The organism is Pseudomonas sp. P1_F7, from assembly GCF_056405655.1.
The window spans coordinates 34,726-58,896 of the sequence record NZ_JBFUBR010000021.1 but is presented as its reverse complement, the minus strand read 5'-3'; the positions used below and the strand labels follow the sequence as shown (position 1 = coordinate 58,896).

Annotated in this window: 23 protein-coding genes; 13 read left to right on the top strand and 10 right to left on the bottom strand. The window is 61.4% G+C overall.

All coding sequences use genetic code 11. The annotated features are described in order from the left end of the window. The first annotated feature begins 72 nt into the window (after positions 1–72). Positions 73–453, top strand: coding sequence for a hypothetical protein (locus tag AC1D1M_RS26990; protein ID WP_477778025.1), 381 nt, complete (start codon positions 73–75; stop codon positions 451–453). A gap of 3 nt (positions 454–456) precedes the next feature. Here the strand turns inward: AC1D1M_RS26990 and AC1D1M_RS26985 are convergent, their stop codons facing one another. The 4 genes from AC1D1M_RS26985 to AC1D1M_RS26970 form a co-directional block, all read right to left on the bottom strand. Next, the gene (locus AC1D1M_RS26985) at positions 457–1,890 is read right to left on the bottom strand and encodes a sigma-54-dependent transcriptional regulator (RefSeq protein ID WP_477778024.1); all 1,434 of its coding nucleotides are present in this window, start codon (positions 1,888–1,890) and stop codon (positions 457–459) included. Then, on the bottom strand, positions 1,859–3,352 hold the full coding sequence (locus AC1D1M_RS26980; protein WP_477778023.1) for a sensor histidine kinase: 1,494 nt from the start codon (positions 3,350–3,352) through the stop codon (positions 1,859–1,861). Before AC1D1M_RS26980 ends, AC1D1M_RS26985 begins: the two co-directional genes overlap by 32 nt. Positions 3,353–3,454: 102 nt before the next feature. Then, positions 3,455–4,564 (bottom strand): SCO family protein, encoded by a 1,110-nt coding sequence (locus AC1D1M_RS26975; protein WP_477778022.1) that lies wholly within the window; start codon positions 4,562–4,564, stop codon positions 3,455–3,457. A 201-nt stretch (positions 4,565–4,765) separates the two neighbouring features. Then, positions 4,766–6,211, bottom strand: coding sequence for a sensor histidine kinase (locus tag AC1D1M_RS26970; protein ID WP_477778021.1), 1,446 nt, complete (start codon positions 6,209–6,211; stop codon positions 4,766–4,768). A gap of 276 nt (positions 6,212–6,487) precedes the next feature. Here AC1D1M_RS26970 and AC1D1M_RS26965 point away from each other — a divergent pair, with 276 nt between their 5' ends. Both AC1D1M_RS26965 and AC1D1M_RS26960 read left to right on the top strand, forming a co-directional pair. Then, entirely contained in the window at positions 6,488–7,834 is a 1,347-nt protein-coding gene (locus AC1D1M_RS26965; protein WP_477778020.1) for a hypothetical protein, read from the top strand. Between the two features lie 35 nt (positions 7,835–7,869). After that, positions 7,870–10,119 (top strand): Ig-like domain-containing protein, encoded by a 2,250-nt coding sequence (locus AC1D1M_RS26960; protein WP_477778019.1) that lies wholly within the window; start codon positions 7,870–7,872, stop codon positions 10,117–10,119. A gap of 773 nt (positions 10,120–10,892) precedes the next feature. Here the strand turns inward: AC1D1M_RS26960 and AC1D1M_RS26955 are convergent. After that, positions 10,893–12,299 (bottom strand): FAD/NAD(P)-binding protein, encoded by a 1,407-nt coding sequence (locus AC1D1M_RS26955; RefSeq protein ID WP_477778018.1) that lies wholly within the window; start codon positions 12,297–12,299, stop codon positions 10,893–10,895. A gap of 14 nt (positions 12,300–12,313) precedes the next feature. Next, positions 12,314–12,877, bottom strand: coding sequence for a helix-turn-helix domain-containing protein (locus tag AC1D1M_RS26950; RefSeq protein WP_477778017.1), 564 nt, complete (start codon positions 12,875–12,877; stop codon positions 12,314–12,316). On the opposite strand from AC1D1M_RS26950, the gene AC1D1M_RS26945 reads away from it, so the two are divergent. The 7 genes from AC1D1M_RS26945 to AC1D1M_RS26915 all read left to right on the top strand — a co-directional run bounded on the left by AC1D1M_RS26945 (position 12,872) and on the right by AC1D1M_RS26915 (position 20,233). After that, positions 12,872–13,894 (top strand): DMT family transporter, encoded by a 1,023-nt coding sequence (locus tag AC1D1M_RS26945; RefSeq protein ID WP_477778016.1) that lies wholly within the window; start codon positions 12,872–12,874, stop codon positions 13,892–13,894. The genes AC1D1M_RS26950 and AC1D1M_RS26945 overlap by 6 nt on opposite strands. Positions 13,895–14,169: 275 nt before the next feature. Next, on the top strand, positions 14,170–17,088 hold the full coding sequence (locus AC1D1M_RS26940; protein ID WP_477778015.1) for a monovalent cation/H+ antiporter subunit A: 2,919 nt from the start codon (positions 14,170–14,172) through the stop codon (positions 17,086–17,088). Then, positions 17,088–17,432, top strand: coding sequence for a Na+/H+ antiporter subunit C (locus AC1D1M_RS26935; protein ID WP_007986256.1), 345 nt, complete (start codon positions 17,088–17,090; stop codon positions 17,430–17,432). The genes AC1D1M_RS26940 and AC1D1M_RS26935 overlap by 1 nt, the downstream gene beginning before the upstream one ends. Further along, entirely contained in the window at positions 17,429–19,114 is a 1,686-nt protein-coding gene (locus AC1D1M_RS26930) for a monovalent cation/H+ antiporter subunit D (protein ID WP_477778014.1), read from the top strand. Before AC1D1M_RS26935 ends, AC1D1M_RS26930 begins: the two co-directional genes overlap by 4 nt. Further along, entirely contained in the window at positions 19,111–19,599 is a 489-nt protein-coding gene (locus tag AC1D1M_RS26925; RefSeq protein ID WP_477778013.1) for a Na+/H+ antiporter subunit E, read from the top strand. Before AC1D1M_RS26930 ends, AC1D1M_RS26925 begins: the two co-directional genes overlap by 4 nt. Beyond that, positions 19,596–19,874, top strand: a complete 279-nt coding sequence (locus AC1D1M_RS26920) for a K+/H+ antiporter subunit F (protein WP_477778012.1) — start codon at positions 19,596–19,598, stop codon at positions 19,872–19,874. The genes AC1D1M_RS26925 and AC1D1M_RS26920 overlap by 4 nt, the downstream gene beginning before the upstream one ends. Beyond that, on the top strand, positions 19,871–20,233 hold the full coding sequence (locus AC1D1M_RS26915) for a Na+/H+ antiporter subunit G (protein WP_007973772.1): 363 nt from the start codon (positions 19,871–19,873) through the stop codon (positions 20,231–20,233). Before AC1D1M_RS26920 ends, AC1D1M_RS26915 begins: the two co-directional genes overlap by 4 nt. Before the next feature lie 154 nt (positions 20,234–20,387). Here the strand turns inward: AC1D1M_RS26915 and AC1D1M_RS26910 are convergent, their stop codons facing one another. From AC1D1M_RS26910 to AC1D1M_RS26895, 4 genes are all read right to left on the bottom strand, one after another. Beyond that, a complete protein-coding gene (locus AC1D1M_RS26910) occupies positions 20,388–20,825 on the bottom strand; it encodes a DUF3995 domain-containing protein (RefSeq protein WP_477778011.1) in 438 nt (145 codons plus the stop codon). 116 nt (positions 20,826–20,941) lie between these two features. Beyond that, positions 20,942–21,955 (bottom strand): ABC transporter substrate-binding protein, encoded by a 1,014-nt coding sequence (locus tag AC1D1M_RS26905; RefSeq protein ID WP_477778010.1) that lies wholly within the window; start codon positions 21,953–21,955, stop codon positions 20,942–20,944. A gap of 118 nt (positions 21,956–22,073) precedes the next feature. Beyond that, a complete protein-coding gene (locus tag AC1D1M_RS26900) occupies positions 22,074–22,280 on the bottom strand; it encodes a hypothetical protein (protein ID WP_477778009.1) in 207 nt (68 codons plus the stop codon). Further along, the gene (locus AC1D1M_RS26895) at positions 22,277–22,747 is read right to left on the bottom strand and encodes a hypothetical protein (RefSeq protein WP_007986246.1); all 471 of its coding nucleotides are present in this window, start codon (positions 22,745–22,747) and stop codon (positions 22,277–22,279) included. Before AC1D1M_RS26895 ends, AC1D1M_RS26900 begins: the two co-directional genes overlap by 4 nt. Positions 22,748–23,160: 413 nt before the next feature. Here AC1D1M_RS26895 and AC1D1M_RS26890 point away from each other — a divergent pair, with 413 nt between their 5' ends. From AC1D1M_RS26890 to AC1D1M_RS26880, 3 genes are all read left to right on the top strand, one after another. After that, positions 23,161–23,409 carry a hypothetical protein gene (locus tag AC1D1M_RS26890; RefSeq protein ID WP_477778008.1) on the top strand — a complete coding sequence of 83 codons (249 nt, stop codon included), beginning with the start codon at positions 23,161–23,163 and terminating at the stop codon, positions 23,407–23,409. Positions 23,410–23,569: 160 nt separating this feature from the next. Beyond that, the gene (locus tag AC1D1M_RS26885; protein ID WP_477778047.1) at positions 23,570–23,800 is read left to right on the top strand and encodes a hypothetical protein; all 231 of its coding nucleotides are present in this window, start codon (positions 23,570–23,572) and stop codon (positions 23,798–23,800) included. A 132-nt stretch (positions 23,801–23,932) separates the two neighbouring features. Further along, positions 23,933–24,169 carry a DUF2789 domain-containing protein gene (locus AC1D1M_RS26880; protein ID WP_477778007.1) on the top strand — a complete coding sequence of 79 codons (237 nt, stop codon included), beginning with the start codon at positions 23,933–23,935 and terminating at the stop codon, positions 24,167–24,169. The last annotated feature ends 2 nt before the right edge of the window (positions 24,170–24,171 follow it).

The following is a 24,171-nucleotide window of genomic DNA, read 5'->3' as shown; positions in this document are numbered from 1 at the left end:
GCTGCCCACGGCGGCAGCTATAGTTAATAACCTTGGGAGAAATGTGGTTAAACCGATTTAGCAGGTGTTGCCATGAAAAAGACCGACCTGACGCTTTTGCTCGCCGTCTGCCTGAGCGCAACCGCTGTCGCCCACGCCGACGACATGCCAAACACCACTGACTACAGCAGTGAATTCAACTATTACGGCGCCGACCAACCCTTCGCTCACCCCGCACCACTGTCCATGAGCACCGTGCCACCAGGTTCGTACATCCCGACCGCCCCCGGGGAATTCATTCCGGTTTCAAGTGAGCACGTGTTCTCCGACTCGCGCCTGCCGACCGTGGCCGACGCCACGGTTCGCGTGTTTATCCGCACCTACGATCCGGAGCGTGGCGTCTACGTGAACCAGGAAGTCGAGAACCCCGGGTGCATGCTGTCCTGTCTGAGGCAAGGCCCGGTGTTGCAGTGAGCACTACCACTGGCGTTTGTCCGGGCGGGTGAGGCCGAGTTTTTCGATCCGGTAGCGCAACATGTCACGGCTAAGACCCAGCAGGCGTGCCGATTTGGTGACGTTCCAGTCGGTCTTGTCGAGCATCTTGCGCACCATGTCGCGCTCCACTTCCGGCAGGTTCATGGATTCGTTGCCGTTGTGGGACGGACGCGGTTCGCTAAAATGCTGCGGCTCGTGATGAAACATCGGTGGCTCATCCACCAGGCTCAGGCAGACGTTCAACTGATGGGCGGCGATGGTATCGCTTTGCGCCAGCAACACGGTTTGCTCCAGCATGTTGCGCAATTCGCGCACATTGCCTGGCCAGCTGTAGCTGAGCAGCAAATCTTCGGCCTGATTGCTGAAATGCAGGTTCGGCTTGCCGTAGCGTTTGCCATGCAGCCCCAGGAAGTGCCGGGCCAGCAGCAGGATATCGGCACCCCGGGTATACAGGCGCGGCACCTTGATGGAAATGATGCGCAGGCGGAAAAACAGGTCGCGGCGGAATTTGCCTTGCTGAACCATTTGTTCGAGATTGCAGTTGGTGGCGCTGATCACCCGCAGATCGACCTTGCGCTCCTTCACCGAACCGACCCGGCGAATGGTCCGGTCTTCCAGCAGTTTCAGCAGTTTGGCTTGCAACAGCAGGTCCATTTCACCGATTTCATCGAGGAACAGCGTGCCGCCATCGGCCGCTTCCACCAGCCCCATGCGACGGTCCTTGGCGTCGGTGAAGGCGCCCTTCTCGTGGCCGAACAGTTCCGATTCCACCAGATTGGACGGGATCGACGCGCAGTTGAATTCAATGAACGGGCCTTTGGCGCGCGGGCCGTCGAAGTGCAAGGCCCGGGCTACCAGCTCCTTGCCAGTGCCCGTCTCGCCTTCCACCAGCACCGGTGGCAAATCGCTGTTGGCCATCCGCCGTTCGGCGTCGAGCAACTGGCTGATGGTGCCCTTGAGGTACGCCATCGGCGCCGATTCGCCAATCAGTGCCTGCACCCCCGACTTCTGGGCCTCGCGTTCCTGATAAAACGACAGCGTGCGCTCCATGCGGTCGGTGGCCAGGGCCTTGTCCAGCAGTTGCTTGAGCTCCGGCAGGGCCACCGGCTTGGTGACGTAGTGAAAGGCGCCCTCTTTCATCGCCGCCACGGCGTCTTCGACGTTGCCGTAGCCGGTCATCATGATCACTTTCAGATCCGGCGCGCTGATGCGCAGCTTCTGGATCAGGTCGTGACCACTCATGCCCGGCAGCGAGTTGTCGGTCAGTACCACGTCGGGAGCGCAAGAACCCAATTGCTCCAGTGCATCTTCGGCCGAGTGGCAAACGGTCACCTCGAAGCCCTTGCGCTCCAGGTAAGTCTGAATATTCTCGGCGAGAATTTCGTCATCCTCGACCAGCAGAATGCTGTGCTCCATATGCCCCTCCCGTTGCCACTTTGAAATTGAGACAAACGCGGGTTCCTTCCTGCTCCCGGCTGGTCAGTTCGACCGAGCCGTCAAACCGTTCCATTATTCTTTTGACCAGGGCAAGGCCTACGCCCAACCCTCCTTGTTTGGTGGTGAAAAACGGCTTGAAGACCATTTGTTGCTGTTGTCTGGACATGCCCTTGCCAGTGTCGGTCAGGGTCATGCTCACGTCGCCGGGCACCGAGGAATCGATCTCGATCGTCAGCACGCCACCCTTGGGCATGGCTTCCAGTGCGTTGGCAAACAGGCTATTGAGGATTTGCGTGAGCAATACCTGCTGGCTGACGACCGGAGGCACGCTGACAGGAGAGAAATGCACTTCGACGTTCGAACGGTTGATCAGGGACTCAAAGGCACTCAAGGTGTCTTCGAGGGCCAGCACCAGGTCGACCGTTTCACAGTCGTCATTCATCGGCCGCAACGACACTAGCAATTCACGGACCCAACGCGACATGCGGTCGACCTGACTGATAATGTCGCCAATGTTTTTCTGGGCGGTCTGGCTGGCGATGTCCTGGGCCAGTTCGGCGCTGGAACGGATATTGGCCAGCGGGTTGCGCAAGCTGTGGGCGACCGCCGAAGACATCTCGCCAAGGGCGACAAAGGTTTCGTTGGCGATCAGTTGGCTCTGCTGACTCTGTAGCTGTATCGCCGCGCGCCGGACGATCCAGAACAGCCCCAGGTAAATGGCCGCCCCGCCGATCAGGGTGGCCAGCCAGATCGCCTTGAAGCCACGCTGGATGCGCTCCACCAGATCCAGCGGCTCTTTATAGATTTCCACCATGGCAATCACTTTGCTTCTGTCGGCGTTGAACATCGGAATGTAGTTCTCGACGAACAAATACTCCGGTTCGCGCAGCAAACGCTGCTCGGGACGCTCCTCATCGATCTCGTGGTAGTTGGTGGACACCGGCGATTTCATTTCGAAGGATTCGTCCAGTTCATCGTCGTTGTCGATGCGCACGCCGATCAACTCGGAGTTGGTCGACCAGACCACGGTGCGGTCCAGGGCGTACACCGTCGCCAGCAGGATGTCCGGCAGATGCTCCACATGGTCGAGAAACTCAAAGCGCGCAGCAGCCCGGGCTTCGGGCCTGACGCCGGAATCGGCATGATCCAGGCGCGGGTCAAGCATTTCGCCCATGGTTTTGCCTGGCAAAATCCCGGCATGACGGATTTCGGCCTCGCCAATGGCTTGAATGAACTGTGCGGTCAGCATCGAATCGCGCTCGATGCTTTCATCGACCACAAAGCGCGTGGAGATGTAACCCAGCCCAAGCGCCACCGCGGCAATGATGAAAAAGCTTGCCAGGGAGAACCAGCGCAGCAAGTTGAACTGCGGTCGCCAGCCCTTGCGCGGTGCTGCCGGAGCCTGCGGCGCAGCTACTTTTTGTTGTTCCAGTATCTGCATGGCGGTGTCCTGGATGCTTGAAAACGAACCTGTTCAGCCGCTTTCTGGATCAGTGTAGGTGGCATTGATAGCCATTAACTGGCCAACGTAATTTTTTTGACACTATTGCGCCTTGGTCATGTCGGGTTGCGCGACCGAATGATGATGTTCGGGCTCCTCGTTACCACTGGCCACTGGCACCACTGGCGCCTCTGGCGGATGCTGACGGTCGGTTTCTTCTTGCAGGAAATCGATGATGGACTGGGCGGCATGCTCATCCAGCCGCAGATTGGGCATAGAGATCCTGTTGTAGCGATCGAACAGCTCCAGCGCGATCGGGTCCTTTTCCGCGAGCATGCGATCCGGTTCGCGGATCCAGCGTTTGAGCCAGGCCGGATCGCGCTGATAGGTCACGCCGATCAGGTCCGGGCCGATGCTGTGCAGGCCGATGCCCTGCCCGTCCAGCGGACCGAGGCTGTGGCAAGACGCGCAGCGGGTGCGGAACAGTTCTTCGCCATTGCTCGGCGGACGGATTTCCGGCGCGTTGACGTAGCTTTCTTCGACGCTGGGCTGCTTCCAGTTGTGCAAGGTATTGGCCAGTTGGTCTGCCAGAATCCACGGGTTTTCGAACGGCGAGGCTTTCATCCAGCGGCCCGTTGCCTGGTTGCCGACGATCAGGCTCAGGTTGTGGTTCTTGCTGCGCCCGTTATCGACGCCTTCGATGAACAGCCCCAGTTTCTGCCGCAGTTCGGTGATGTCGGCGAACTCCCCGGTGAGGAATTTCCAGCCCGGCCCCACCTGGAAGCGTTGTGCATAGGCCTTGAGCACCTCGGGGGTATCACTCAGGGGGTCGATGCTGATGGAGTAGAAGAAGATGTCCTTGCCGACCCGATCCCCCAGCAGTTTCTGCACCTGGCGCAGGCGCGCGGTTTCCAGGGGGCAGGAGTCGCTGCACGAGGTGAAGATGAAGTTGATCACCACCACCTTGCCTTTGATCATGTCATCGAAAAAACGCAGCTGCTGACCGTCCTGGTCGGTCAGCAGGGTGTTGGGGAAATAGTTGCCACCCCACGGGGTGGCGTCTTCAACGACAGCGGGTTCGGGAGTGGATGCCGGAGCAGGTGCGGGCGTCGACGTTGGCTGGCTGGCGACCAGCAGCTGGCTGGCCAGCAAACCGGTCACCACCATCAGCACCAGGTGCATGCCCAAGGCTCGTGAGCGTGGTGAATGCATCTCTTTTTTTTCCATCACCAGCCGCCTCGATGTCGTGAAGGGGGTCATGATGGTTTTGCAAGGACCTCGCCAATCATGTGTTTTTTTTATAAAAAAGTACTAACACTCAACAAAACAATGATTTATCAAAATCAATGGGCGATGACCGTGGAAATGACCGGGGATTGAACCCCCGATATTGGGGATAGTTCATCCCCGTTTTCAGGGGGCCAAATTAAACAACAGGCGGACAGTGGTGCCCTCGCCTTCACGGCTTTCCAGGGTCACCGCACCGCCAAAACGCTCCATGATCCGCTTGACCAGCACCAGCCCGACGCCCAGCCCGCCCTGCTTGGTGGTGAAGAACGGCCGGAAGGCCATGGTGCGCTGCTCTTCGCTCATGCCTTTGCCGGTATCGCTCACCCTCACGCTGACGTGCCGGGCATCGCGCGGCTCGATCTGGATGGTCAGCGCACCGCCGCTGTCCATGGCTTCCACCGCGTTGGACAGCAGGCTGTTGAGGATCTGGGTCAGTTGCACCTGCTGGCTCAGGACCATGGGCGTCTGGTCCGGCTCGAACACCACCTTGACCCTGGCCTTGCTGATCTGATGCTCGTAAGCCATCAGGCTGTCATGCAGCGCCGCCACCAGGTTCACCGGTTCGGCCTCGTCATTGAGCGGTCGCAGGGACTGAAGCAACTCCCGTACCCATTTCGTCATGCGATCGACCTGAGCAATGATGTCGTTGATGTTCCCGTGTGCCGGACCGCTGTCGAACTCTATCGCCAGCTCGGCGCTTGAACGGATGTTCGCCAACGGATTGCGCAGACTGTGGGCGACCGCCGAGGACATCTCCCCCAGCGCCACAAAGGTTTCGTTGGTGATCAATTGCTTCTGCTGCGTCGCCAGCAGGATCGCCGCCCGCCGCACGATCCAGTACAGGCCCAGGTAAATCAGAGCGCCGCCCAGGGCGGTCGCCAGCCAGATCAGCACCAGGCCGCGCTCCATGCGGTTGATCAGGTCCTGCGGCTCCTTATAAATCTCGACCATCGCCGTGACGGTGCGGCCATCGGCGTCGAACAGGGGAATGTAGTTTTCGATGAAGATGTATTTGGGGGGCTCCACGAACTTCTGTTCCATGCGGGATTTGTCCACATCGTGGTAACTGGTCGACACGGGAAGCTTGGAGCTGAACGCCCGGTCGAGGTCTTCATCGCCATGGATCGTGGTGCCCATCAAGGCCGGGTTGGTCGACCAGATCACCCTGCGGTCGGGGGCATAGATGTTGGCCAGGATCACGTCCGGCAAATTTGCGATATGGTCGAGGAAATCATCACGGGCATTGGCGCGTAACAGCGGGTCGACGTCAGGAAAGTCCTGGTCATTTCGTGGGTCGAGCAACTCGCCCATGGTCCGGATGTTGGGAATCGACCCATTGCGCACCTCGACCGAGGCAATCGCCTGAATGAATTGCGAGGTCAATAGCGCATCGCGCTGCACGCTTTCGGTAATCACGAACTGCGAGGACACCGCCCCCAGCGCCACCGCCACCGTGCCGATCACCGCCATGCTGATCAGCGAAAACCAGCGCAGCAGATCGAACGGCCGCTTGCGCGTGTTCAAGCGGGCTTCGCTTTCGGTCACAAGCACTTTGGTGATTGAGTTCATGGACACGGTTCCCGGAAACCCCCTATAGGTTTATAGCCCACCCATAGCCGTTTGCCCGGGGTACTGCGATCCCCTCCCGTCCCGCGGCCCCCATCCACCCCCAAAGTTGGGGACAGTTGCCCGCGCTCCAACTTCCCGGTCTGTCACCCGCGACTGCACCAACGCCTTTACTGCGGGCTTCTCACGGGCGTTTTCGCTGATTGGTATGGAAGTTGCCAAACACCCTGCCAACTGACCCGTCCCCAAGGGGCAGGTACTTCGATAGAGGGAATACTCATGCACCCTTTACTGTGCAAAACCGCGACCGCCCTGTTCGTGACCGCTCTAGTCCAAGGCATTGCCCAGGCAGCGCTGTTTGCCGTAGACCCCGGACCCTACCTGCCAGCCAATGGCAATTTCGCCGCCTGGTATCAAGATACTCACGGCCGAACCCTTGACCTGTGTTTATCAAAGGCTGTCAGTTCCAGGGTTGCCAGTGCGCCGGGTGCCCCGACATACATGTGCTCGTTGATCCCTAATCCCGGTATTTTCGACGACACTCAACCGTTGGTCTTCCCGACCAACTTCCCCGACGAAGCGTTCTGGGCCACAGGCGAAACCACCATCGTCGATGCCGCCCGGGGCATCGACCTGACCTATGTCTCGGCGCTTGAAGCCGCCTTCAGTGGCGGAGATCCGCTGGAGGGCGACCAGATCAGCTTCGCCCGTATCCGGATTCGCATCGACGTGCCCACCGCCGGCACTTACGTCATCACCCACCCCTACGGCGTCGAAGTGTTCAACGTCGACACCCCCGGCCGGCGGGCGATCAACATGACCCGGGACATCGGTATCGGTGCGCCGAAAACCTACGACGGCGCGCTCAAGGGCGACGTCGGGCCGTTCCTGCGCAGCGTCAATGGCCCCTACACCGAGACCAACCCGACCACGGGCCAGGCCGAACAATTCGTCGGCGATCCGAACCTCACCGAAGCCGTCACTGGCAGCCCGTTCAACACCAACTACGTACGCATCGAAGGCCCCAATGGCCTGGACTTGCGCACCAACCTCTTCGCCGTTTCCGGCAAGTTGTCGACTGTGGTCCGGCCGACCCCGGTGATCGCCGAGCGCAGCACCTACTCGCGACAGGCCGGCGCCAGCGCACCGGTGGCCCAGCAAGATGTGTTCGTGATGGCCCCGCCGCCACCGGCCACCGTGACCCTGGCCAGCAACAACCCGGTCCTGAACTTCACCGAAGCGAACACCACCGGCCACTGGTATGCGCAGTCACCGAACAATCCGACGCTGCCGGGCACCTTGCAAGTGACCGCCGACAACCACCTGGCCATCGCCAGCAGCACCCCGACCACCTTGCCCATGCCCCTGACCGACCTGGTGACGATCTCACGTGCCGAATACAGCCTGAGCACCGGGCAAATCACCATCGTGGCCTCGACCAGCGATGAAACATCGCCACCGGTGCTCACTGCCACCTCCGGCACCGGTCTCGCCATCGGCGCCCTGAGTGGCGACGGCGCAGTGAAGAGCCTGGCCACCGGCATCTCGCCGATTCCGCCAGCCCAGGTTCGCGTGACGTCATCCAATGGCGGCAGCGATACCGAAGAAGTGGTCATCGTGCAATGAACGCTTACATGCCCAGATCCTCATCAGGAGGCATCATGAACAAATGGCCACGCCTGGCGCTCAACGCCCTGGGACTGACTCTATCGCTGTCCGGCAGTGCCTTTGCGCAACTCGCCGCCGTCGATCCCGGCCCTTACACCTTTGCCACCGGGAAATTCCCGATCTGGTATCAGGACAACAATCTACTGTCGATGGAGCTGTGCCAGTCCCGCGCCGCCAGCTCGCGGGTGCCGGCCAGTGTGCCACCGGCCTACATGTGCACCCTGCTGCCGACACCCGGCATTTTCGACGACACCCTGCCGATGGTGTTCCCGGATAACTGGCCGGACGAAGCCTTCTGGTTCCTTGCCGAGACCAGCATCCCCGACAATGCCGCCGGCTATGGCATGGACGCTTATGTCGCCGGGATCGAGGCTGCATTTGCTGGCGGCAACCCGGTCGACGGCGACCAGATCAGCTTCGCGCGGATTCGTATGCGGGTGAATATTCCCACGGCCGGGACCTACACCATTACCCACCCCTATGGTGTGGAAACGGTCAACGTCACCACCCCCGGTCGTCGTGCAATCAACATCACCAGGGACGTCGGCATCGGTGCACCGGGGGTTTTCAGCGGTGCAGTCAACGGGGCGATCGGGCCGTTCCTGCGTAGCGTCAACGGCCCCTACACCGAGGTGAACCCGGACACCGGCGCCGTCGAAACCTTCGTCGGCGACCCGAACCTCACCGAAGCCGTGACCGGCAGCCCGAACAACACCAACTTCGTGCGCATCCAGGGTCCGGCCGGGACCCTCCAGACCAACCTCTTCACCCTGTCCGGCAAGGTGCTCGACAATCGCGCGCAAACCGCGGTGGACATGACCCGTGCCACCTACCGCCGTACAGCAGGCACGGGCGGTAACAACACCCGGGTCGAAGTGTTTGCCAAAGCCGCCAACGGTTCGACCCTGTGCTTTCGCGAGAGCATCGCCCTGGTGCCCGGCCCGCCCCTGTCGCCTTGCCAGACCAACATGCTGAGCGATAACAACGGCGTGTTCTTTGGCCAGCATCTGCTGAGCAACGGAACCGTGCCACCGGTCGTGGTGGTCACCGCCACCAATCCCGCCGGGACCACCCGCCCGACCGCGGTGTCGGGCAAGCTCTCGGACGTGGTGAAAATCCAGACCGCTCGTTACGACTGGAGCAACCACAGCCTGCTGATCGAGGCCACCTCCACAGACGAAGTGGTGGTACCGGACATGGTCGCCCAGGGTTACGGACGGCTGTCGAAAACCGGAATCCTGCAACGCCTGACGGTGGCCGACCTGACTCAACCCCCTGCAACCGTTACGGTGAAATCCGCCGCCGGCGGCAGTGACACCGAGCCGGTCGTAGTCGTCGGCACTGCACCGGACACCGGCGCGAACCAGGCTCCGATCTCTGTCGCCGATACCGGCAGCACCAGCTTCGGCGTGCCGATCACCCTCAACCTGCTGGCCAACGACAGGGACCCTGACGGCAATACGCCGCTGAGCATTACCGCGCTGACCCAACCGGCCGCCGACCAGGGCACCGTGGCATTGAGCGGCACTACGGCGGTGGTCTACACCCCTCCCGCTGTCGTCAACGCGCCGCTGACCACGACCTTCACCTACAAGGCCCAGGACATCAAAAGCCTGGCCTCGACGACGGCGGCAACCGTGACCATTACCGTGGCACCTAACCGGCCTCCGGTGGCAGTCGCCGATGCCGTCACGACACTGGGGGTGGCGATTCCAATCAACGTGCTGGCCAACGACACCGATCCGGAGGGCAACGTGCCGCTAGCGGTCGACAGCTTCACTCAACCAGCGGCAGGTCGCGGCACCGTCAGCAGTAACGGCACGGTGCTCACCTACACCCCGCCGGGCACAGTCACCACGGCCTTCACCACGACCTTCACCTACATCGCCCGGGACAGCTTCGGCGCCCTGTCGACGTCGCCGGCCACGGTCACGGTGCAGGTCTCGCCACGGCCTGCTGCGGAAGCCTTCGCAGTGACCACCGCAACGGTGAGTGCCCGCTCCAATAACCGCTTCACCTGGAACTTTGCCGGCACCTCATCGGTGACCACCGGCAACACCATCACCATCAAGGTCACCACGCCGACCGGACTGGTCACCCTGGGCACCACCACCGTACCGGGGAACGGTCGCTGGCGGTTGACGGTGAACAACACCACCACGGTCGTTCCATCGGCGAACCCGACTGCCACGATCACCTCGTCCCAAGGCTCCGTGCGAACGGTGCCGGTGATCGCCAACTGAGCCTGCGCCCCATTAGCCACGTTGGTTGATGGGGCCGGCTTCAACCCTATGGAAAACCGCGGCCTCGGGTGGGGGGCCGCGGTTTTTTGCCGGGTGCATTGATAGAAGCAATCCAGCAGTGGTCTGGCTACCATCACTGGAGCAGTGCCCAACCAAGCTCAATCCAATGGGCTGGGACAACTGCAAGTGAATGGTTGGCTCGTAAGCCGCCATCGCGAGCAAGCCAGCTCCCACAGGGATCGGGGACATCTGCAAGAAATTGGTCGGCTGGCAGGCCGCCATCGCGAGCAAGCTCGCTCCCACAGAAGAGCAAAGGCAGAGCGGCGTACACCCACGCTCTTCACCACTCATCAGGCCGAGCGTTAGCTCGCCTGCAGCTCTTGATCTTGATCCACCCGCCCCCTCGGCAGGCTGAGCGCTGGTGTTCATCCGGGGATTGGCGCGCAGCGCCGTTCGACGCAGTCGAACACATTGCATGTAGGTCGAAGCGAAGCCGACCGGAGGGCAATGCCCCCGGATGAATACCGGAGCGAAGGAACCCCGAGCCTCAGCGAGGGGCCGTACGTAAGGGGCGAGACCTTTTGGTTCCTTTTGGGGCGTTTGCCAAAAGGGACTCGCCGTAAGGGCGAAACCACCAGCCGCCGTTACTAAGGAAACGGATATGCACTCAGACCCACAACCTGATCGACGAGTCCCGTCAGTGGCACACTGGCAAGAGGCGCTGGCTGAGCGCCAACACACCGCGCTGACTGCGCGGTGTGTTGAATGAACGACTAGCGCACCAGTCGCTCGGCCAACGCCTTGGCCTGGCTGGCCACATCGGTGACGGCGGTACTTTCCCACCACATACCGCGCAAAGGCGGCCCCATGGCAAACAGACGGCGGGCGGGCTGACCCTCGGCGTTCAGGACCGCGCCATCGACCTCTGCCGCGATGCCCAAGGCCAACGGCCCCGGCCGCACCAGGCCGCGGACGAGCAATTGCCGGGGCAGCGGCCGCGCGACACGGCGCCAGTCGTATTCGATACCGCTGGAGTTGATCAGGGCGGCACCGCTGACCACACAAGTCTGCGCCTCGCCGCGCCGTCGAAGGCGGATACTCACCTCGCCATTCAGCGAAAGCTCAAGGTCCTTGAACGAGGCCGCGTGAATACGTAACCGCCCTTCTTTATATAAGCGCTCCACCAGTTCGGCGCTCAAGGGTGGCGAGCGGTGATGATGGCTTTCCCACCACGGCCGCACATGCCGCACGAACTGCCGACGCTGCATATCCGTCGCCTGATGCCACAAGCGGCCAATGTGCTCCCGCACCGTGTCCAGCGGCGCCTGCCAGTCGATGCCTTGGGTGATGGCGTCCCGACAGTGTCGACGCAGTTCGCGCATCAGCTGGCGAGGCGTGCGGATGCTCTGGTCCTCAGCGAGAAAATCCACCCAGGCCGGTGGCTGGCGACGCACATGGGGCAGCAGCCCATGGCGGGAAAACACTTCGATCGGCCCGCGATGCCCGGCCTGCTCCAGGGACACCACGGCGTCGACCATGGTCAGGCCCGAGCCAATGATCATGACCGTCGATTGCGGATCGAGCTGCTGCATGGCCGCCACGTCCCATGGATCGAGGGCGGCCGCATTCAAGCCGCTAGATACGGTTTGTGGCGTGCGCGCGGCGGGAAACATCCCGGTGGCCAGTACCGCAAACGCACCCTGCACGCATCGGCCGTCGCTCAAGGTCAACCGCACGGCGTCGGAATCGGTTTGCAAATCGACCACCTCGGCTTGCACATGCTCGACCGTCGAACCGTTCAGTGCGCCCACCGCCTGCGCTTCGGCCAGGCGCTGCCGGGCGTACAGACCGAAAACGCCCCGTGGTGGAAACAGCTCGCTGATCGGCACGTGCTGCTGATCCGATTCCGGCCAGCCGCCCGCCGCGATGTACTCGGTCAACCATTGGGTCAAGTCGTCGGCGTTGTCCGGGTCGACACTCATTCGCGCCGCATTGCCGTTGAGCGTATGGCCGAGTTCCACCGCACTGTAGGCTTCACCCCGGCCCAATTCGGCCCTGGGCTCGATCACCAGCACCCGGCGCTGCCCTGGCAGATGCATCAACTGCGCCGCCAGCATCGCGCCACTGAGGCCACCGCCGACAATCAGGATGTCGGCGTCATTGGTCAAGGTCTGGTCCATCGTGCTCTCCCTGTTCAGATCACCACATTACGCACAAACTTCGCCGCCACCGCCCCGTCATTGCGATAACAGTGCGGCTGGTTGCTGGCGAACATGAAGAATTCACCCGCGGCGATATGCTGTGGCTGGTCGCCGAGCATAACGGTCAGGCAACCTTCGAAGACATAAATCTGCTCGCTCCAGCCATCGGCGTCCGGCTCCGACGGATACACCTCGCCCGGTTGCAGGCACCATTCCCACTGCTCGACTTCGCGGCTGGCCTGGGCCTTGGAGAGCAACACCGCTTTACTGCCGGGGATGGTGCCGGTCCAGGCCAGCTCATTGATACGGCTGGGATCGCGGGCGTCGGGCGCCTGGATCAAATCACTGAAGGCGACGTCGAGGGCTTCGGCCACCCGGTCGAGGGTGGTCAGGCTGACGTTCTTTTCCCCCGCCTCGATCGCCACCAGCATTCGGCGGCTGACACCGGACTTTTCGGCCAGCGCGGTCTGGCTCAGGTCGGCGGCATGACGCAAACGACGGACGTTTTGACTGACGTGCTGGAGGACCGAAGCCCGTTGGGTAGAATCTTTGTGCACTATATTGCTCACTTAGTGGGGTTGGGCAGTATACTGCGCAACATTCGGCGCATTGTGCGTCCCCCTCCAGTAGCGTGCAAGGTCATGACGTCGGTGAACTCCCCAAAGGCTTCCTCCCGTTTTACAAGGTTCAGCAAGGCCGAATGCGTGCTGGTGCTCATCACGATGGTCTGGGGCGGTACCTTCCTGCTGGTACAGCATGCGATGACCGTCAGCGGCCCGATGTTTTTCGTCGGCCTGCGCTTTGCCGCCGCCGCGAGCATCGTCGCCCTGTTTTCCTGGCGTCACCTGCGCGACCTGACCTTGTTCGAACTCAAGGCCGGGTCGTTTATCGGCGTGGCGATCATGCTCGGCTACGGCCTGCAGACGGTCGGACTGCAAAGCATTCCCAGCAGCCAATCGGCATTCATTACCGCGCTGTACGTGCCTTTCGTGCCGTTGCTGCAATGGCTGGTGCTGGGCCGGCGCCCGGGGTTGATGCCGAGCATCGGCATCATGCTGGCCTTTACCGGGTTGATGCTGTTGTCCGGTCCGTCCGGTGCGTCGTTCAACTTCAGCCCCGGTGAAATCGCCACCTTGATCAGCGCCGTGGCCATTGCGGCCGAGATCATCCTGATCAGCACCTATGCCGGCCAGGTCGATGTGCGCCGGGTGACGGTGGTGCAACTGGCGGTCACTTCGGTGCTGTCGTTCCTGATGGTGGTGCCGACCAACGAGGCGATTCCGGACTTTTCCTGGTTGCTGCTGTGCAGCGCGCTGGGCCTTGGGGCGGCGAGTGCCGCGATTCAGGTGGCGATGAACTGGGCACAGAAAAGCGTTTCACCGACCCGCGCCACGCTGATCTATGCCGGCGAGCCGGTATGGGCCGGAATTGTCGGGCGCATTGCCGGGGAACGCCTGCCGGCGATTGCTCTGGTCGGGGCCGGGTTGATTGTGGCGGCGGTGATAGTCAGTGAATTGAAGACCAAGGGTAAGGCTGCGGCGCAAGAGCAGGAGCTGGAGCAGGAAACACAGTGATAAGCCGCGGATTCTGCATTACCTGATAGGCCGCCATCGCGAGCAAGCTCGCTCCCACAGTGTTTTGTATTGCGCACAAAACTGTATGTACACCTCAAAACCTGTGGGAGCGAGCTTGCTCGCGATGGCGTCAGCACAGGCGAAAACCCTCTACCAGAAACAATGTGAACCAGGACTTTTCCGTCTACCGTGTAGGATTCTGCGACAGCTTGGCGTTTGGTGATCCGGGAGCTGGCACGTATGATGCTTAACAAACTTCCGCAGATTAGAAGCCTATGTCCCTGATAGTTCTACTGCTTCTGCCTTTCATAGGCAGCTGTTTGGCGGCCGTGTTGCCGCACAATGCCCGTAACGCCGAATCCCTGCTGGCTGGCCTGATCGCCCTGATCGGCACCGCTCAGGTCGCGTTCCTGTACCCGCAGATCGCCCATGGCGGCGTCATTCGCGAAGAGTTTTCATGGCTGCCCAGCCTGGGCCTGAACTTCGTCCTGCGCATGGACGGTTTCGCCTGGCTGTTCTCCATGCTGGTGCTGGGCATCGGCACCCTGGTTTCGCTGTACGCCCGCTACTACATGTCGCCGAACGATCCGGTGCCGCGCTTCTTCGCGTTTTTCCTGGCCTTCATGGGCGCCATGCTCGGGCTGGTGATCTCCGGCAACCTGATCCAGATCGTGTTTTTCTGGGAGCTGACCAGCCTCTTCTCCTTCCTGTTGATCGGCTACTGGCACCATCGCGCCGATGCCCGGCGCGGTGCCTACATGGCGTTGATGGTGACCGGTGCGGGCGGTTTGTGCCTGCTGGCGGGGGTCATGCTGCTCGGCCATGTGGTCGGCAGCTATGACCTGGACAAGGTCCTGGCCGCCGGCGACCTGATTCGCGCCCATGCCCTCTACCCGATCCTGTTGCCCCTGATCCTGATCGGCGCACTGAGCAAAAGTGCGCAATTTCCCTTTCACTTCTGGCTGCCCCACGCCATGGCCGCGCCGACACCCGTGTCGGCGTACCTGCACTCGGCGACCATGGTCAAGGCTGGGGTGTTTCTGCTCGCACGGCTATGGCCGTCGCTTTCCGGCAGTGAAGAATGGTTCTACATCGTCAGCGGCGCCGGCGCCTGCACCCTGTTGCTCGGGGCGTACTGCGCGATGTTCCAGAACGACCTCAAGGGATTGCTGGCCTACTCGACCATCAGCCACCTCGGCCTGATCACCCTGCTGCTCGGTTTGAACAGCCCGCTGGCCGCCGTCGCCGCGGTGTTCCACATCCTCAACCACGCAACGTTCAAGGCCTCGCTGTTCATGGCCGCGGGCATCATTGACCACGAAAGCGGTACCCGTGACATCCGCAAACTCAGCGGCCTGTACAAGCTGATGCCGTTTACCGCCACCCTGGCCATGGTCGCCAGCGCCTCGATGGCCGGCGTGCCGTTGCTCAACGGCTTCCTTTCAAAAGAGATGTTCTTCGCCGAAACCGTGTTCATCAATGCCACGCGCTGGGTCGAACTGAGCTTGCCGATCGTGGCAACCATTGCCGGCACCTTCAGCGTCGCCTACTCCCTGCGTTTCACCGTGGATGTGTTCTTCGGTCCACCCGCGACCGACTTGCCTCACACGCCCCACGAGCCACCGCGCTGGATGCGCGCACCGGTCGAGTTGCTGGTGTTCACTTGCCTGCTGGTGGGGATCTTCCCGGCCCAGGTGGTCGGCCCGCTGCTCGCGGCGGCGGCGCAACCGGTGGTCGGCGGCACGCTGCCCGAGTACAGCCTGGCGATCTGGCATGGCCTGAACGCGCCGATGATCATGAGCCTGATCGCATTGTCCTGCGGCACCGTGCTCTATTTGCTGCTGCGCAATCAATTCAAGCGCGGACGCTTCGACCGTCCGCCCGTCATCGGTCGCCTGGACGGCAAGCACCTGTTCGAATACGCGCTGGTCGCCATCCTGCGCCTGGCCCGTCGTCTGGAGCCCCGAATTGGCACCCGGCGCCTGCAAATGCAGTTGTTCCTGGTGGTGCTCGCCGCCGTGCTGGCCGGGTTGATTCCCATGCTGCACAGCAGCCTTCACTGGGGCGACCGGCCGAAAATTCCGGGGTCGATCGTGTTCGTCACCTTGTGGTTGCTGGCCATCGCCTGTGCCCTTGGCGCGGCCTATCAGGCCAAGTATCACCGGCTCGCGGCCCTGACCATGGTCAGCGTCTGCGGCCTGATGACCTGCGTCACCTTCGTCTGGTTTTCGGCGCCGGACCTGGCCCTGACCCAACTGGCGGTCGAAGTGGTGACCACGGTGCTGATCCTGCTGGGCCTGCGCTGGTTGCCACGACGGATCGAAGAAGTCTCGCCGTTGCCCGGCAGCCTGCGCCGGGCGCGGGTGCGGCGTATCCGCGACTTGCTGCTGTCGACCGCGGTCGGTGTCGGCATGGCATTGCTGGCCTACGCCATGCTGACGCGCCAGACCCCCAACGATATTTCCTCGTTCTACCTGAGTCGCGCCTTGCCTGAAGGCGGCGGCAGCAACGTGGTCAACGTGATGCTGGTGGATTTCCGTGGTTTCGACACCCTCGGTGAAATCACCGTGCTGGTGGCGGTGGCCCTGACCGTGTTCGCCCTGCTGCGCCGCTTCCGTCCGCCGAAAGAAAGTCTGCAACTGCCGGCCCAGCAACGCTTGCTCGCACCGGATGTGGTCACCGACCTGGTCAACCCGCGTCACGCCAGCGACACCGCACTCGGCTTCATGATGGTGCCGGCGGTGCTGGTGCGCCTGCTGTTGCCGGTGGCGCTGGTGGTGTCGTTCTACCTGTTCATGCGCGGGCACAATCAACCGGGCGGCGGCTTTGTCGCCGGGCTGGTGATGTCGGTGGCGTTCATCCTGCAGTACATGGTCGCCGGCACGCAGTGGGTCGAGGCGCAAATGAGCCTGCGGCCGCTGCGCTGGATGGGCACCGGACTGATGATTGCCACCGCGACCGGCCTGGGTGCGATGCTGGTCGGCTATCCGTTCCTGACCACCCACACCTGGCATTTCTCGTTGCCGTTGCTGGGTGACATTCACCTCGCCAGTGCGCTGTTCTTCGACATCGGCGTGTACGGCGTAGTGGTCGGCTCGACTCTGTTGATCCTCACCGCCCTCGCCCACCAATCGGTGCGGGGTCACAAAACCGCTGCCCAGCCTAAATCCGTTGCCATGAAGGAGGTCGTCTGATGGAAGAAGTCATCGCAATCGCCATCGGCGTACTGGCCGCGTCCGGCGTCTGGCTGATCCTGCGCCCACGGACGTTCCAGGTGGTCATGGGCCTGTGCCTGCTGTCCTACGGCGTCAATCTGTTCATCTTCAGCATGGGCAGCCTGTTCATCGGCAAAGAGCCGATCATCAAGGACGGCGTGCCGCAGGATCTGCTGCACTACACCGACCCATTGCCGCAAGCCCTGGTGCTGACGGCGATCGTCATCAGCTTCGCCATGACCGCGCTGTTCCTGGTGGTGCTGCTGGCCTCCCGGGGCCTGACCGGCACCGACCATGTGGACGGCCGGGAGCCCAAGGAATGATGGCGATGACTCACCTGATCGTCGCGCCCATTCTGCTGCCGCTGCTGACCGCCGCGATCATGCTGATGCTCGGCGAGAAGCACCGCCCGCTCAAGGCGAAGATCAATCTGTTCTCCAGCCTGCTCGGGCTGGGCATTGCCGTGGCGTTGTGGCAATGGACACAAACCACCGGCGTGCCCGGCTCCATCGGTGTGTACCTGCCGAGCAACTGGCAAGTGCCGTTCGGCCTGGTGCTGGTGGTCGATCGCCTGTCGGCGCTGATGCTGGTGCTGACCGGCATCATCGGCGTCAGTGCCCTGCTGTTTGCCATGGCCCGCTGGGACAGCGCCGGTTCGAGCTTTCACGCGCTGTTCCAGATCCAGTTGATGGGGCTTTACGGCGCGTTCCTCACCGCGGACCTGTTCAATCTGTTCGTGTTCTTCGAGGTGCTGCTGGCGGCGTCCTACGGGTTGATGCTCCACGGCTCGGGCCGGGCGCGGGTGTCGTCGGGGCTGCATTACATCTCGATCAACCTGCTGGCCTCGTCGCTGTTCCTGATTGGCGCGGCGCTGATCTATGGCGTCACCGGCACGCTGAACATGGCTGACCTGGCCGTAAAGATCCCGCTGGTGTCCGAAGCTGATCGGGGCTTGCTGCACGCCGGCGCGGGAATTCTGGCCATCGCGTTCCTGGCCAAGGCCGGCATGTGGCCGCTGAACTTCTGGTTGGTGCCGGCCTATTCCTCGGCCAGCGCGCCGGTGGCAGCCATGTTCGCGATCATGACCAAGGTCGGCGTCTACACCTTGCTGCGCCTGTGGACGCTGCTGTTCTCCGCCCAGGCCGGGGCATCGGCGTTCTTTGGCGGCGATTGGCTGATCTACGGCGGCATGGCGACCATCGTCTGCGCTGCCATTGCGATCCTCGCCGCGCAACGCCTGGAACGCATGGCCAGCCTGAGCATTCTGGTGTCGGCGGGCATTCTGTTGTCGACTATCGGTTTCGCCCAGCCGAACCTGGTCGGCGCGGCACTGTTCTATCTGTTCAGCTCGACCCTGGCGTTGAGCGCACTGTTCCTGCTGGCCGAACTGATCGAGCGCTCGCGCTCGGCCAACGAAATCCTGCTCGAAGATGAAACCGAACTGCTGCCAAGGCCACTGGAATCCCTGCATCCGCCCAAAGGCATCAACCTCGACGACGACCAGAAAGCCGTGGTCGGCCAGGTGATTCCCTGGACCATGGCGTTTCTTGGCCTGAGCTTCATCGCCTGCGCCTTGCTGATCATCGGCATGCCGCCGCTCTCCGGCTTTATCGGCAAACTCGGGCTGATCGGTGCCCTGCTCAACCCATTGGGCCTGGGCAACAGCGGCGACGAACCGGTTTCCAACGCCGCGTGGGGTCTGTTGGTGTTGTTGATTTTGTCCGGGCTGGCGTCGCTGATTGCGTTCTCGCGCTTGGGCATCCAGCGTTTCTGGACGCCAGCGGAACGGCCATCGCCCCTGCTGCGACGCTTCGAATGCGTGCCGATCTTCGCGCTGCTGGGCTTGAGTATTGCGCTGACCTTCAAGGCAGAGCCGCTGCTGCGCTACACCCAGGCCGCCGCCGATGCCTTGTACAACCCGCAGCAATACGTGATGGCGGTGCTCGACACGCGCGTCGTACCGAACCCGTCGGCCGAAGCGGCCCCGCAGGAGGTGCAACCATGAAGCGTCTGTTTCCTGCACCGTTGCTGTCGCTGGCCTTGTGGCTGCTGTGGTTGCTGCTGAACCTGTCGACAAGCCCCGGCAACCTGCTGCTGGGTGCGGCGCTGGGGTTTTGTGCGCCGCTGATGATGCGCAGGCTGCGTCCGCTGCCGGTACGCATCCGTCGTCCCGGGGTGATCCTGCGTCTGGTCCTGCTGGTCGGGCGCGATGTGCTGGTGTCCAACCTCGCCGTGGCCTGGAACGTACTCAATGCCGGTCGCCGCCCGCCCCGCTCGCGATTCATCAAGGTGCCGCTGGACTTGCGCGATGCCAACGGCCTGGCCGCGCTGTCGATGATCACCACGGTAGTGCCCGGTACGGTCTGGTCGGAGCTGGCGCTGGACCGCAGCATCTTGCTGTTGCATGTCTTCGACCTGGGTGATGAGGCGCTGTTCATCCAGCACTTCAAAACGACCTACGAACGTCCGTTGATGGAGATCTTCGAATGAGCCCGTTGCTGTCGAACGCGATCCTGATGAGCCTGTTCTTCTTTTCCCTGGCGATGATCCTGACCCTGATCCGCCTGTTCAAGGGGCCGTCGGCCCAGGACCGGGTCCTGGCGCTGGACTACCTGTACATCGTCGCGATGCTGATGATGCTGGCGCTGGGTATTCGCTATGCCAGTGACACGTACTTCGAGGCGGCGCTGCTGATAGCACTGTTCGGTTTCGTCGGCTCGTTCGCCCTGGCGAAATTCCTGCTGCGTGGTGAGGTGATCGAATGAATACGCCATTGTCGTTGTGGGTGGAAATCCCGGTGGCGATCCTGCTGGTGCTCGGCAGTCTGTTTGCGTTGATCGGCGCCACGGGCCTGTTGCGCATGAAGGACTATTTCCAGCGCATGCACCCGCCGGCCCTGGCCTCGACGCTCGGGGCCTGGTGCGTGGCGCTGGCTTCGATCATCTACTTTTCCGCGCTCAAGTCCGCGCCGGTATTGCACGCCTGGCTGATTCCGATCCTGCTGGCGATTACCGTGCCGGTGACCACCTTGTTGCTGGCCCGGGCGGCGCTGTTCCGCAAACGCATGGCCGGGGATGATGTGCCGGCCGAGGTGAGCAGCCGTCGGACCGAGAGCGGTAGTTAGAAAGGATTGTATTGACTGGACCGGCCTCATCGCGAGCAAGCTCGCTCCCACAGTGATCCTTTTCGTACACAGAAATTGTGTTCACTGGAGATTCCTGTGGGAGCGAGCTTGCTCGCGATGAGGCCAGTACTGTCACTACAGAAACGTCACTCAATCAGACCCAGGCCACCGCCAACAACCCAGCCCCCAGCACCACACACAACGGCGAGTAGACCCAGGTATCCAGCCGGGCAAATTTCGAGCCTTTGACCTCTTTGAAAAAACCCACCAGTTCCGAATCGCCAATCGCCCGGGCAAACAGCAAAATCGCGATCGCGCTGATCACCCACTGCAACGACCAGTGATGCAACGGTGGCAGCCACCAACCCACCCGCAAGCACACCAGCGCGGCAATCAACAGCAACACCGCAGCCACCACCAGCGTGATCCAGCCTCGTGGCTTGAACGCCGGTCGCAGTTGCGCGCTGCCCTCCTGCGGTACTTGCGGGACCGCCGCCACCGCCGCCCACTCACCACCCAACGCCCAATAGACATGCACCAGACTGATCACGGCGAAGATCGTCACCAGCGACTGAGCCAACAACAGGGTCATGGTTCAGGAATCCTTGAAAGGGATATGAACAGAACATTGTAGGAGCTGCCGCAGGCTGCGATGTTTTGATTTTGCTTTTTTAGACAAGATCAAAAAATCGCAGCCTGCGGCAGCTCCTACAGGGTGGCGGAGACTTTATCCGCCACGTCCTTGGGCAGCCAGGCCCGCCAGACGTCCGGATGGGCCTTCATGAACGCCTGCGCCGCCTGACGCGGCGGTGTATGTTTCTCGCTCATCTCGGCCAGCGCCTTGTTCAGGGGATCGATCGGAAAGTCGACCTTGGCGAAGAACTCGGCAATCTGCGGATACTGCTTCTGGAAGGATGTGGACACACCGATCGACAGCTTGGAGGCCAGGGAACGGGTCGGCTGTGGATTGGGGTTGTCGGCGTCGGTCAAGGTCTTCCAGGCTTCGGCGTCGAACGGTGGCTCTTCGAGTTGAATCAGCTTGAAGCGGCCGAGCAATGGCGTGGGCGACCAGTAGTAAAACAGCACCGGCTTGCCACGATGAATGGACGAACTGATCTCTGCATCCAGTGCCGCGCCCGAACCGCTACGGAAGTTCACGTAGCTGTCGTCCAGCCCATAGGCCTTGAGCTTCTGCTTGTTGACCACTTCCGAGGTCCAACCGATAGGACTGTTGAGGAAACGTCCCTTGGTCGGGGACTCCGGGTCCTTGAACACGTCTTTGTAACGCGGCAGGTCGCTGACGCTGCGCAGGTCCGGTGCCAGCGGCTTGATGCCCTTGGCCGGGTCGCCCTTGATCACATATTCCGGCACCCACCAGCCCTCGGTGGCGCCCTTGACCGTGTCGCCAAGACTGACGACTTTACCTTCGGCTTCCGCCTTGACCCAGACCGGGCTGCGACCGGCCCACTCTTCGCCAATGACCTGGATGTCATTGTTGGCCAGCGCGGTTTCCAGGGTGATGGTGGTGCCCGGCAAGGTATCGGTCGGCAGCCCGTAGCCCTTCTCGACAATGATGCGCAGAACATCGGTAATCAGGCTGCCGCTTTCCCAGTTCAGGTCGGCGAAGTGGATGGGCGTCTGGGCGGCAAACACCGGGGCGGGTGTCGCCAGCAAACCGAAAGTGGCCAGGACCGCAGCCAGCAACTGTCGAAATCCGTTCATGCTTTTGCACCTCGTGCTGTTCACAGCAATAGCAGGATGGCCTGGCAGTAGACCGCGAAGCCTCTGAATACTCAGTCCAATGACTGTAGTAGAGGTTCCTGCTTTCGAGGTGCGTGGATCAGTTTTCGCAGGTCTCCTGCAAACGCATCAGCTCTCGTCTGACCATGCTGGCGTATTGTGCCGGTTGCAGTTGGTAAAGCTGTGACGCCACCCAATTCAGCCAGGCCCCTTGCAGAATGGTCTTCTGCCCGAACAGCCGCAGCGCCTCGTCTTGAGCGCTGGCCAGGTTCTGTTCGTGGAAGTCGGCGCGGGTCAGGGTCGTCACTCGCTGGCCTTGAAGGTCACCAGTTCGCCCTTGCGCCACTTGGCCGCTTTGGCGGTGACGGCTTTGAGGGTCTTGGTCAGGCCTTCCTGCAACTGTTGATGGGCGGCAAACACCATCACCACGCTGTGACCTTCCTTGAACACGATCCCCTGACCGTCGGCCGTGGTCACGAAGGCGTAATCGCCAATGCCGTAAACCGTCAGCTTGATGTCGCGGAACTTGATGTCCAGCTTGCCGCCTTCGCGGCTGGGCAGCACGGACGCGCTGAAATGATCGCCGACCTTGAGTTTGAGTCCAGGTTTGTCGTCCACCACCAGGGCTGATTCGGTGTCGATTTCGGCAATGTAAATGCCTTCAGCGTTCTGTTCAGTGATGTAAACGAAACGTGACTGAAACTGCTTGACCAGCTTTGCGCGCAAATCACCCAGCACGAACAAAGCATGCATATCGAGATTACTTACTGCCAAGGAAACATCCCCACATCTGAAAAATGGTGCCGTGCGCGAAAAATAAACGCACAGCCAAAAAAAGCGGCAATGCCGAAGGTGTCGCCAAAGAACCCGGATTGAAGTCCTGAATGAGCAGTGCGCTCACTCATCACGAAGCTTGAGAAGACTACTGGAACGTCGCTCGCGTCGTCCTGCCTGGCGTTCGTCACAGGCTGAAGGAAAACACCCTTCCTGCTGCCAGAAAATTATGGACTATCAACTTCGGGGAAAAATCTCATCAAGAAAAAATCTTTTCCTACATATCGTCCGCAAAAAATTGCTTTAGATAAACATCATTCACCCACCAGTAGGGGTGATTCTAGAGCAGCGATGCTCTTGGAGACTAGCCAAAACGACGTACATACGTCGGTAAACAATGAAAAGGACTTCATATGTGCACGCTGACTCACTTTGCTTATCCCTTGGTGCCTGACACAGAAACAGCGCCGATCTCGCACCCGATACGGTTCCGCCACCACGAACCGCTTCCCGATGTCCCGGGCCGCCCGCGATTTCAGGTGGTGATGGCGGGCATTGCATTCTTTCATATCAAGGATATTTCGACAGGCTGCGTAAGAGGTTTCCGAGCTGATCATAATGAAGCGTGTGCCCTCGCCCGGTTTCTTGAATCACATTGTTGACATGCCCGCCGCACTCATCGCCATCGACGTTTCGTCTGCCCGCCGACTTATCTCAGCCGTCGGCGGGCAACTACTGCCATACTGCCCGCCCAATAAAACGGATCCGCAAAAATCGGGTTGCGTTGACAACAACAATGTATTTCCAGGGGAAGTCTGCAACGTGACGGAATTTGATATCGGCGAGTTTTTTATCCGGGGTGAAGCCAGAGAAATCGACGGTGAATTCCAGGCCGTGATTGTCATGCGCGCCAAACCACCGCTCAAGACCGTGACGTATCACCAGGTCGAAAAAGATCGCTGGTTCAAAACCCCGGATGTCGCCGCCATTGCGGCCCAGGAGTCGGCCAGGGAACTGAAGACGGCGGTCGATGCGGGCGCATTGAAAGCCTGATTGTCGGGTTGGCGGTCTATGCTCATTGTTGCGCTTGAATATCGCGATCGCACTCCAACGGTGCGGCGCCCTCGAAGTCAGGACACCGCGCTTCGCTTCTCGACCCGACTGATGACCTGCAAGGAGATGAAGATGGAATCACCGACCCACGACTTGAAAGGCCTGTTCGACCAGCTCGGCCTGGACTCCAGCCAGAATGCAATCGACGACTTCATTGCCGGCCATTCCCTGCCTGACGACAAGAAACTCATCGACGCCGAGTTCTGGTCACCGCAGCAGGCCGGCTTCCTCAAAGAACAATTACGCGAAGACGCCGACTGGGCGCGGGTGGTTGACGACCTGAACCTGCGCATGCACCAGACGCACTGACA

What these genes read in the sequence shown, in the direction of transcription:
- AC1D1M_RS26990 (WP_477778025.1), top strand. Translation starts at nt 73, where the DNA reads ATGAAAAAGACCGACCTGACGCTTTTGCTCGCCGTCTGCCTGAGCGCA.
- AC1D1M_RS26985 (WP_477778024.1), bottom strand. Translation starts at nt 1,890, where the DNA reads ATGGAGCACAGCATTCTGCTGGTCGAGGATGACGAAATTCTCGCCGAG.
- AC1D1M_RS26980 (WP_477778023.1), bottom strand. Translation starts at nt 3,352, where the DNA reads ATGCAGATACTGGAACAACAAAAAGTAGCTGCGCCGCAGGCTCCGGCA.
- AC1D1M_RS26975 (WP_477778022.1), bottom strand. Translation starts at nt 4,564, where the DNA reads ATGCATTCACCACGCTCACGAGCCTTGGGCATGCACCTGGTGCTGATG.
- AC1D1M_RS26970 (WP_477778021.1), bottom strand. Translation starts at nt 6,211, where the DNA reads ATGAACTCAATCACCAAAGTGCTTGTGACCGAAAGCGAAGCCCGCTTG.
- AC1D1M_RS26965 (WP_477778020.1), top strand. Translation starts at nt 6,488, where the DNA reads ATGCACCCTTTACTGTGCAAAACCGCGACCGCCCTGTTCGTGACCGCT.
- AC1D1M_RS26960 (WP_477778019.1), top strand. Translation starts at nt 7,870, where the DNA reads ATGAACAAATGGCCACGCCTGGCGCTCAACGCCCTGGGACTGACTCTA.
- AC1D1M_RS26955 (WP_477778018.1), bottom strand. Translation starts at nt 12,299, where the DNA reads ATGGACCAGACCTTGACCAATGACGCCGACATCCTGATTGTCGGCGGT.
- AC1D1M_RS26940 (WP_477778015.1), top strand. Translation starts at nt 14,170, where the DNA reads ATGTCCCTGATAGTTCTACTGCTTCTGCCTTTCATAGGCAGCTGTTTG.
- AC1D1M_RS26935 (WP_007986256.1), top strand. Translation starts at nt 17,088, where the DNA reads ATGGAAGAAGTCATCGCAATCGCCATCGGCGTACTGGCCGCGTCCGGC.
- AC1D1M_RS26930 (WP_477778014.1), top strand. Translation starts at nt 17,429, where the DNA reads ATGATGGCGATGACTCACCTGATCGTCGCGCCCATTCTGCTGCCGCTG.
- AC1D1M_RS26925 (WP_477778013.1), top strand. Translation starts at nt 19,111, where the DNA reads ATGAAGCGTCTGTTTCCTGCACCGTTGCTGTCGCTGGCCTTGTGGCTG.
- AC1D1M_RS26920 (WP_477778012.1), top strand. Translation starts at nt 19,596, where the DNA reads ATGAGCCCGTTGCTGTCGAACGCGATCCTGATGAGCCTGTTCTTCTTT.
- AC1D1M_RS26915 (WP_007973772.1), top strand. Translation starts at nt 19,871, where the DNA reads ATGAATACGCCATTGTCGTTGTGGGTGGAAATCCCGGTGGCGATCCTG.
- AC1D1M_RS26910 (WP_477778011.1), bottom strand. Translation starts at nt 20,825, where the DNA reads ATGACCCTGTTGTTGGCTCAGTCGCTGGTGACGATCTTCGCCGTGATC.
- AC1D1M_RS26905 (WP_477778010.1), bottom strand. Translation starts at nt 21,955, where the DNA reads ATGAACGGATTTCGACAGTTGCTGGCTGCGGTCCTGGCCACTTTCGGT.
- AC1D1M_RS26890 (WP_477778008.1), top strand. Translation starts at nt 23,161, where the DNA reads ATGTGCACGCTGACTCACTTTGCTTATCCCTTGGTGCCTGACACAGAA.
- AC1D1M_RS26880 (WP_477778007.1), top strand. Translation starts at nt 23,933, where the DNA reads ATGGAATCACCGACCCACGACTTGAAAGGCCTGTTCGACCAGCTCGGC.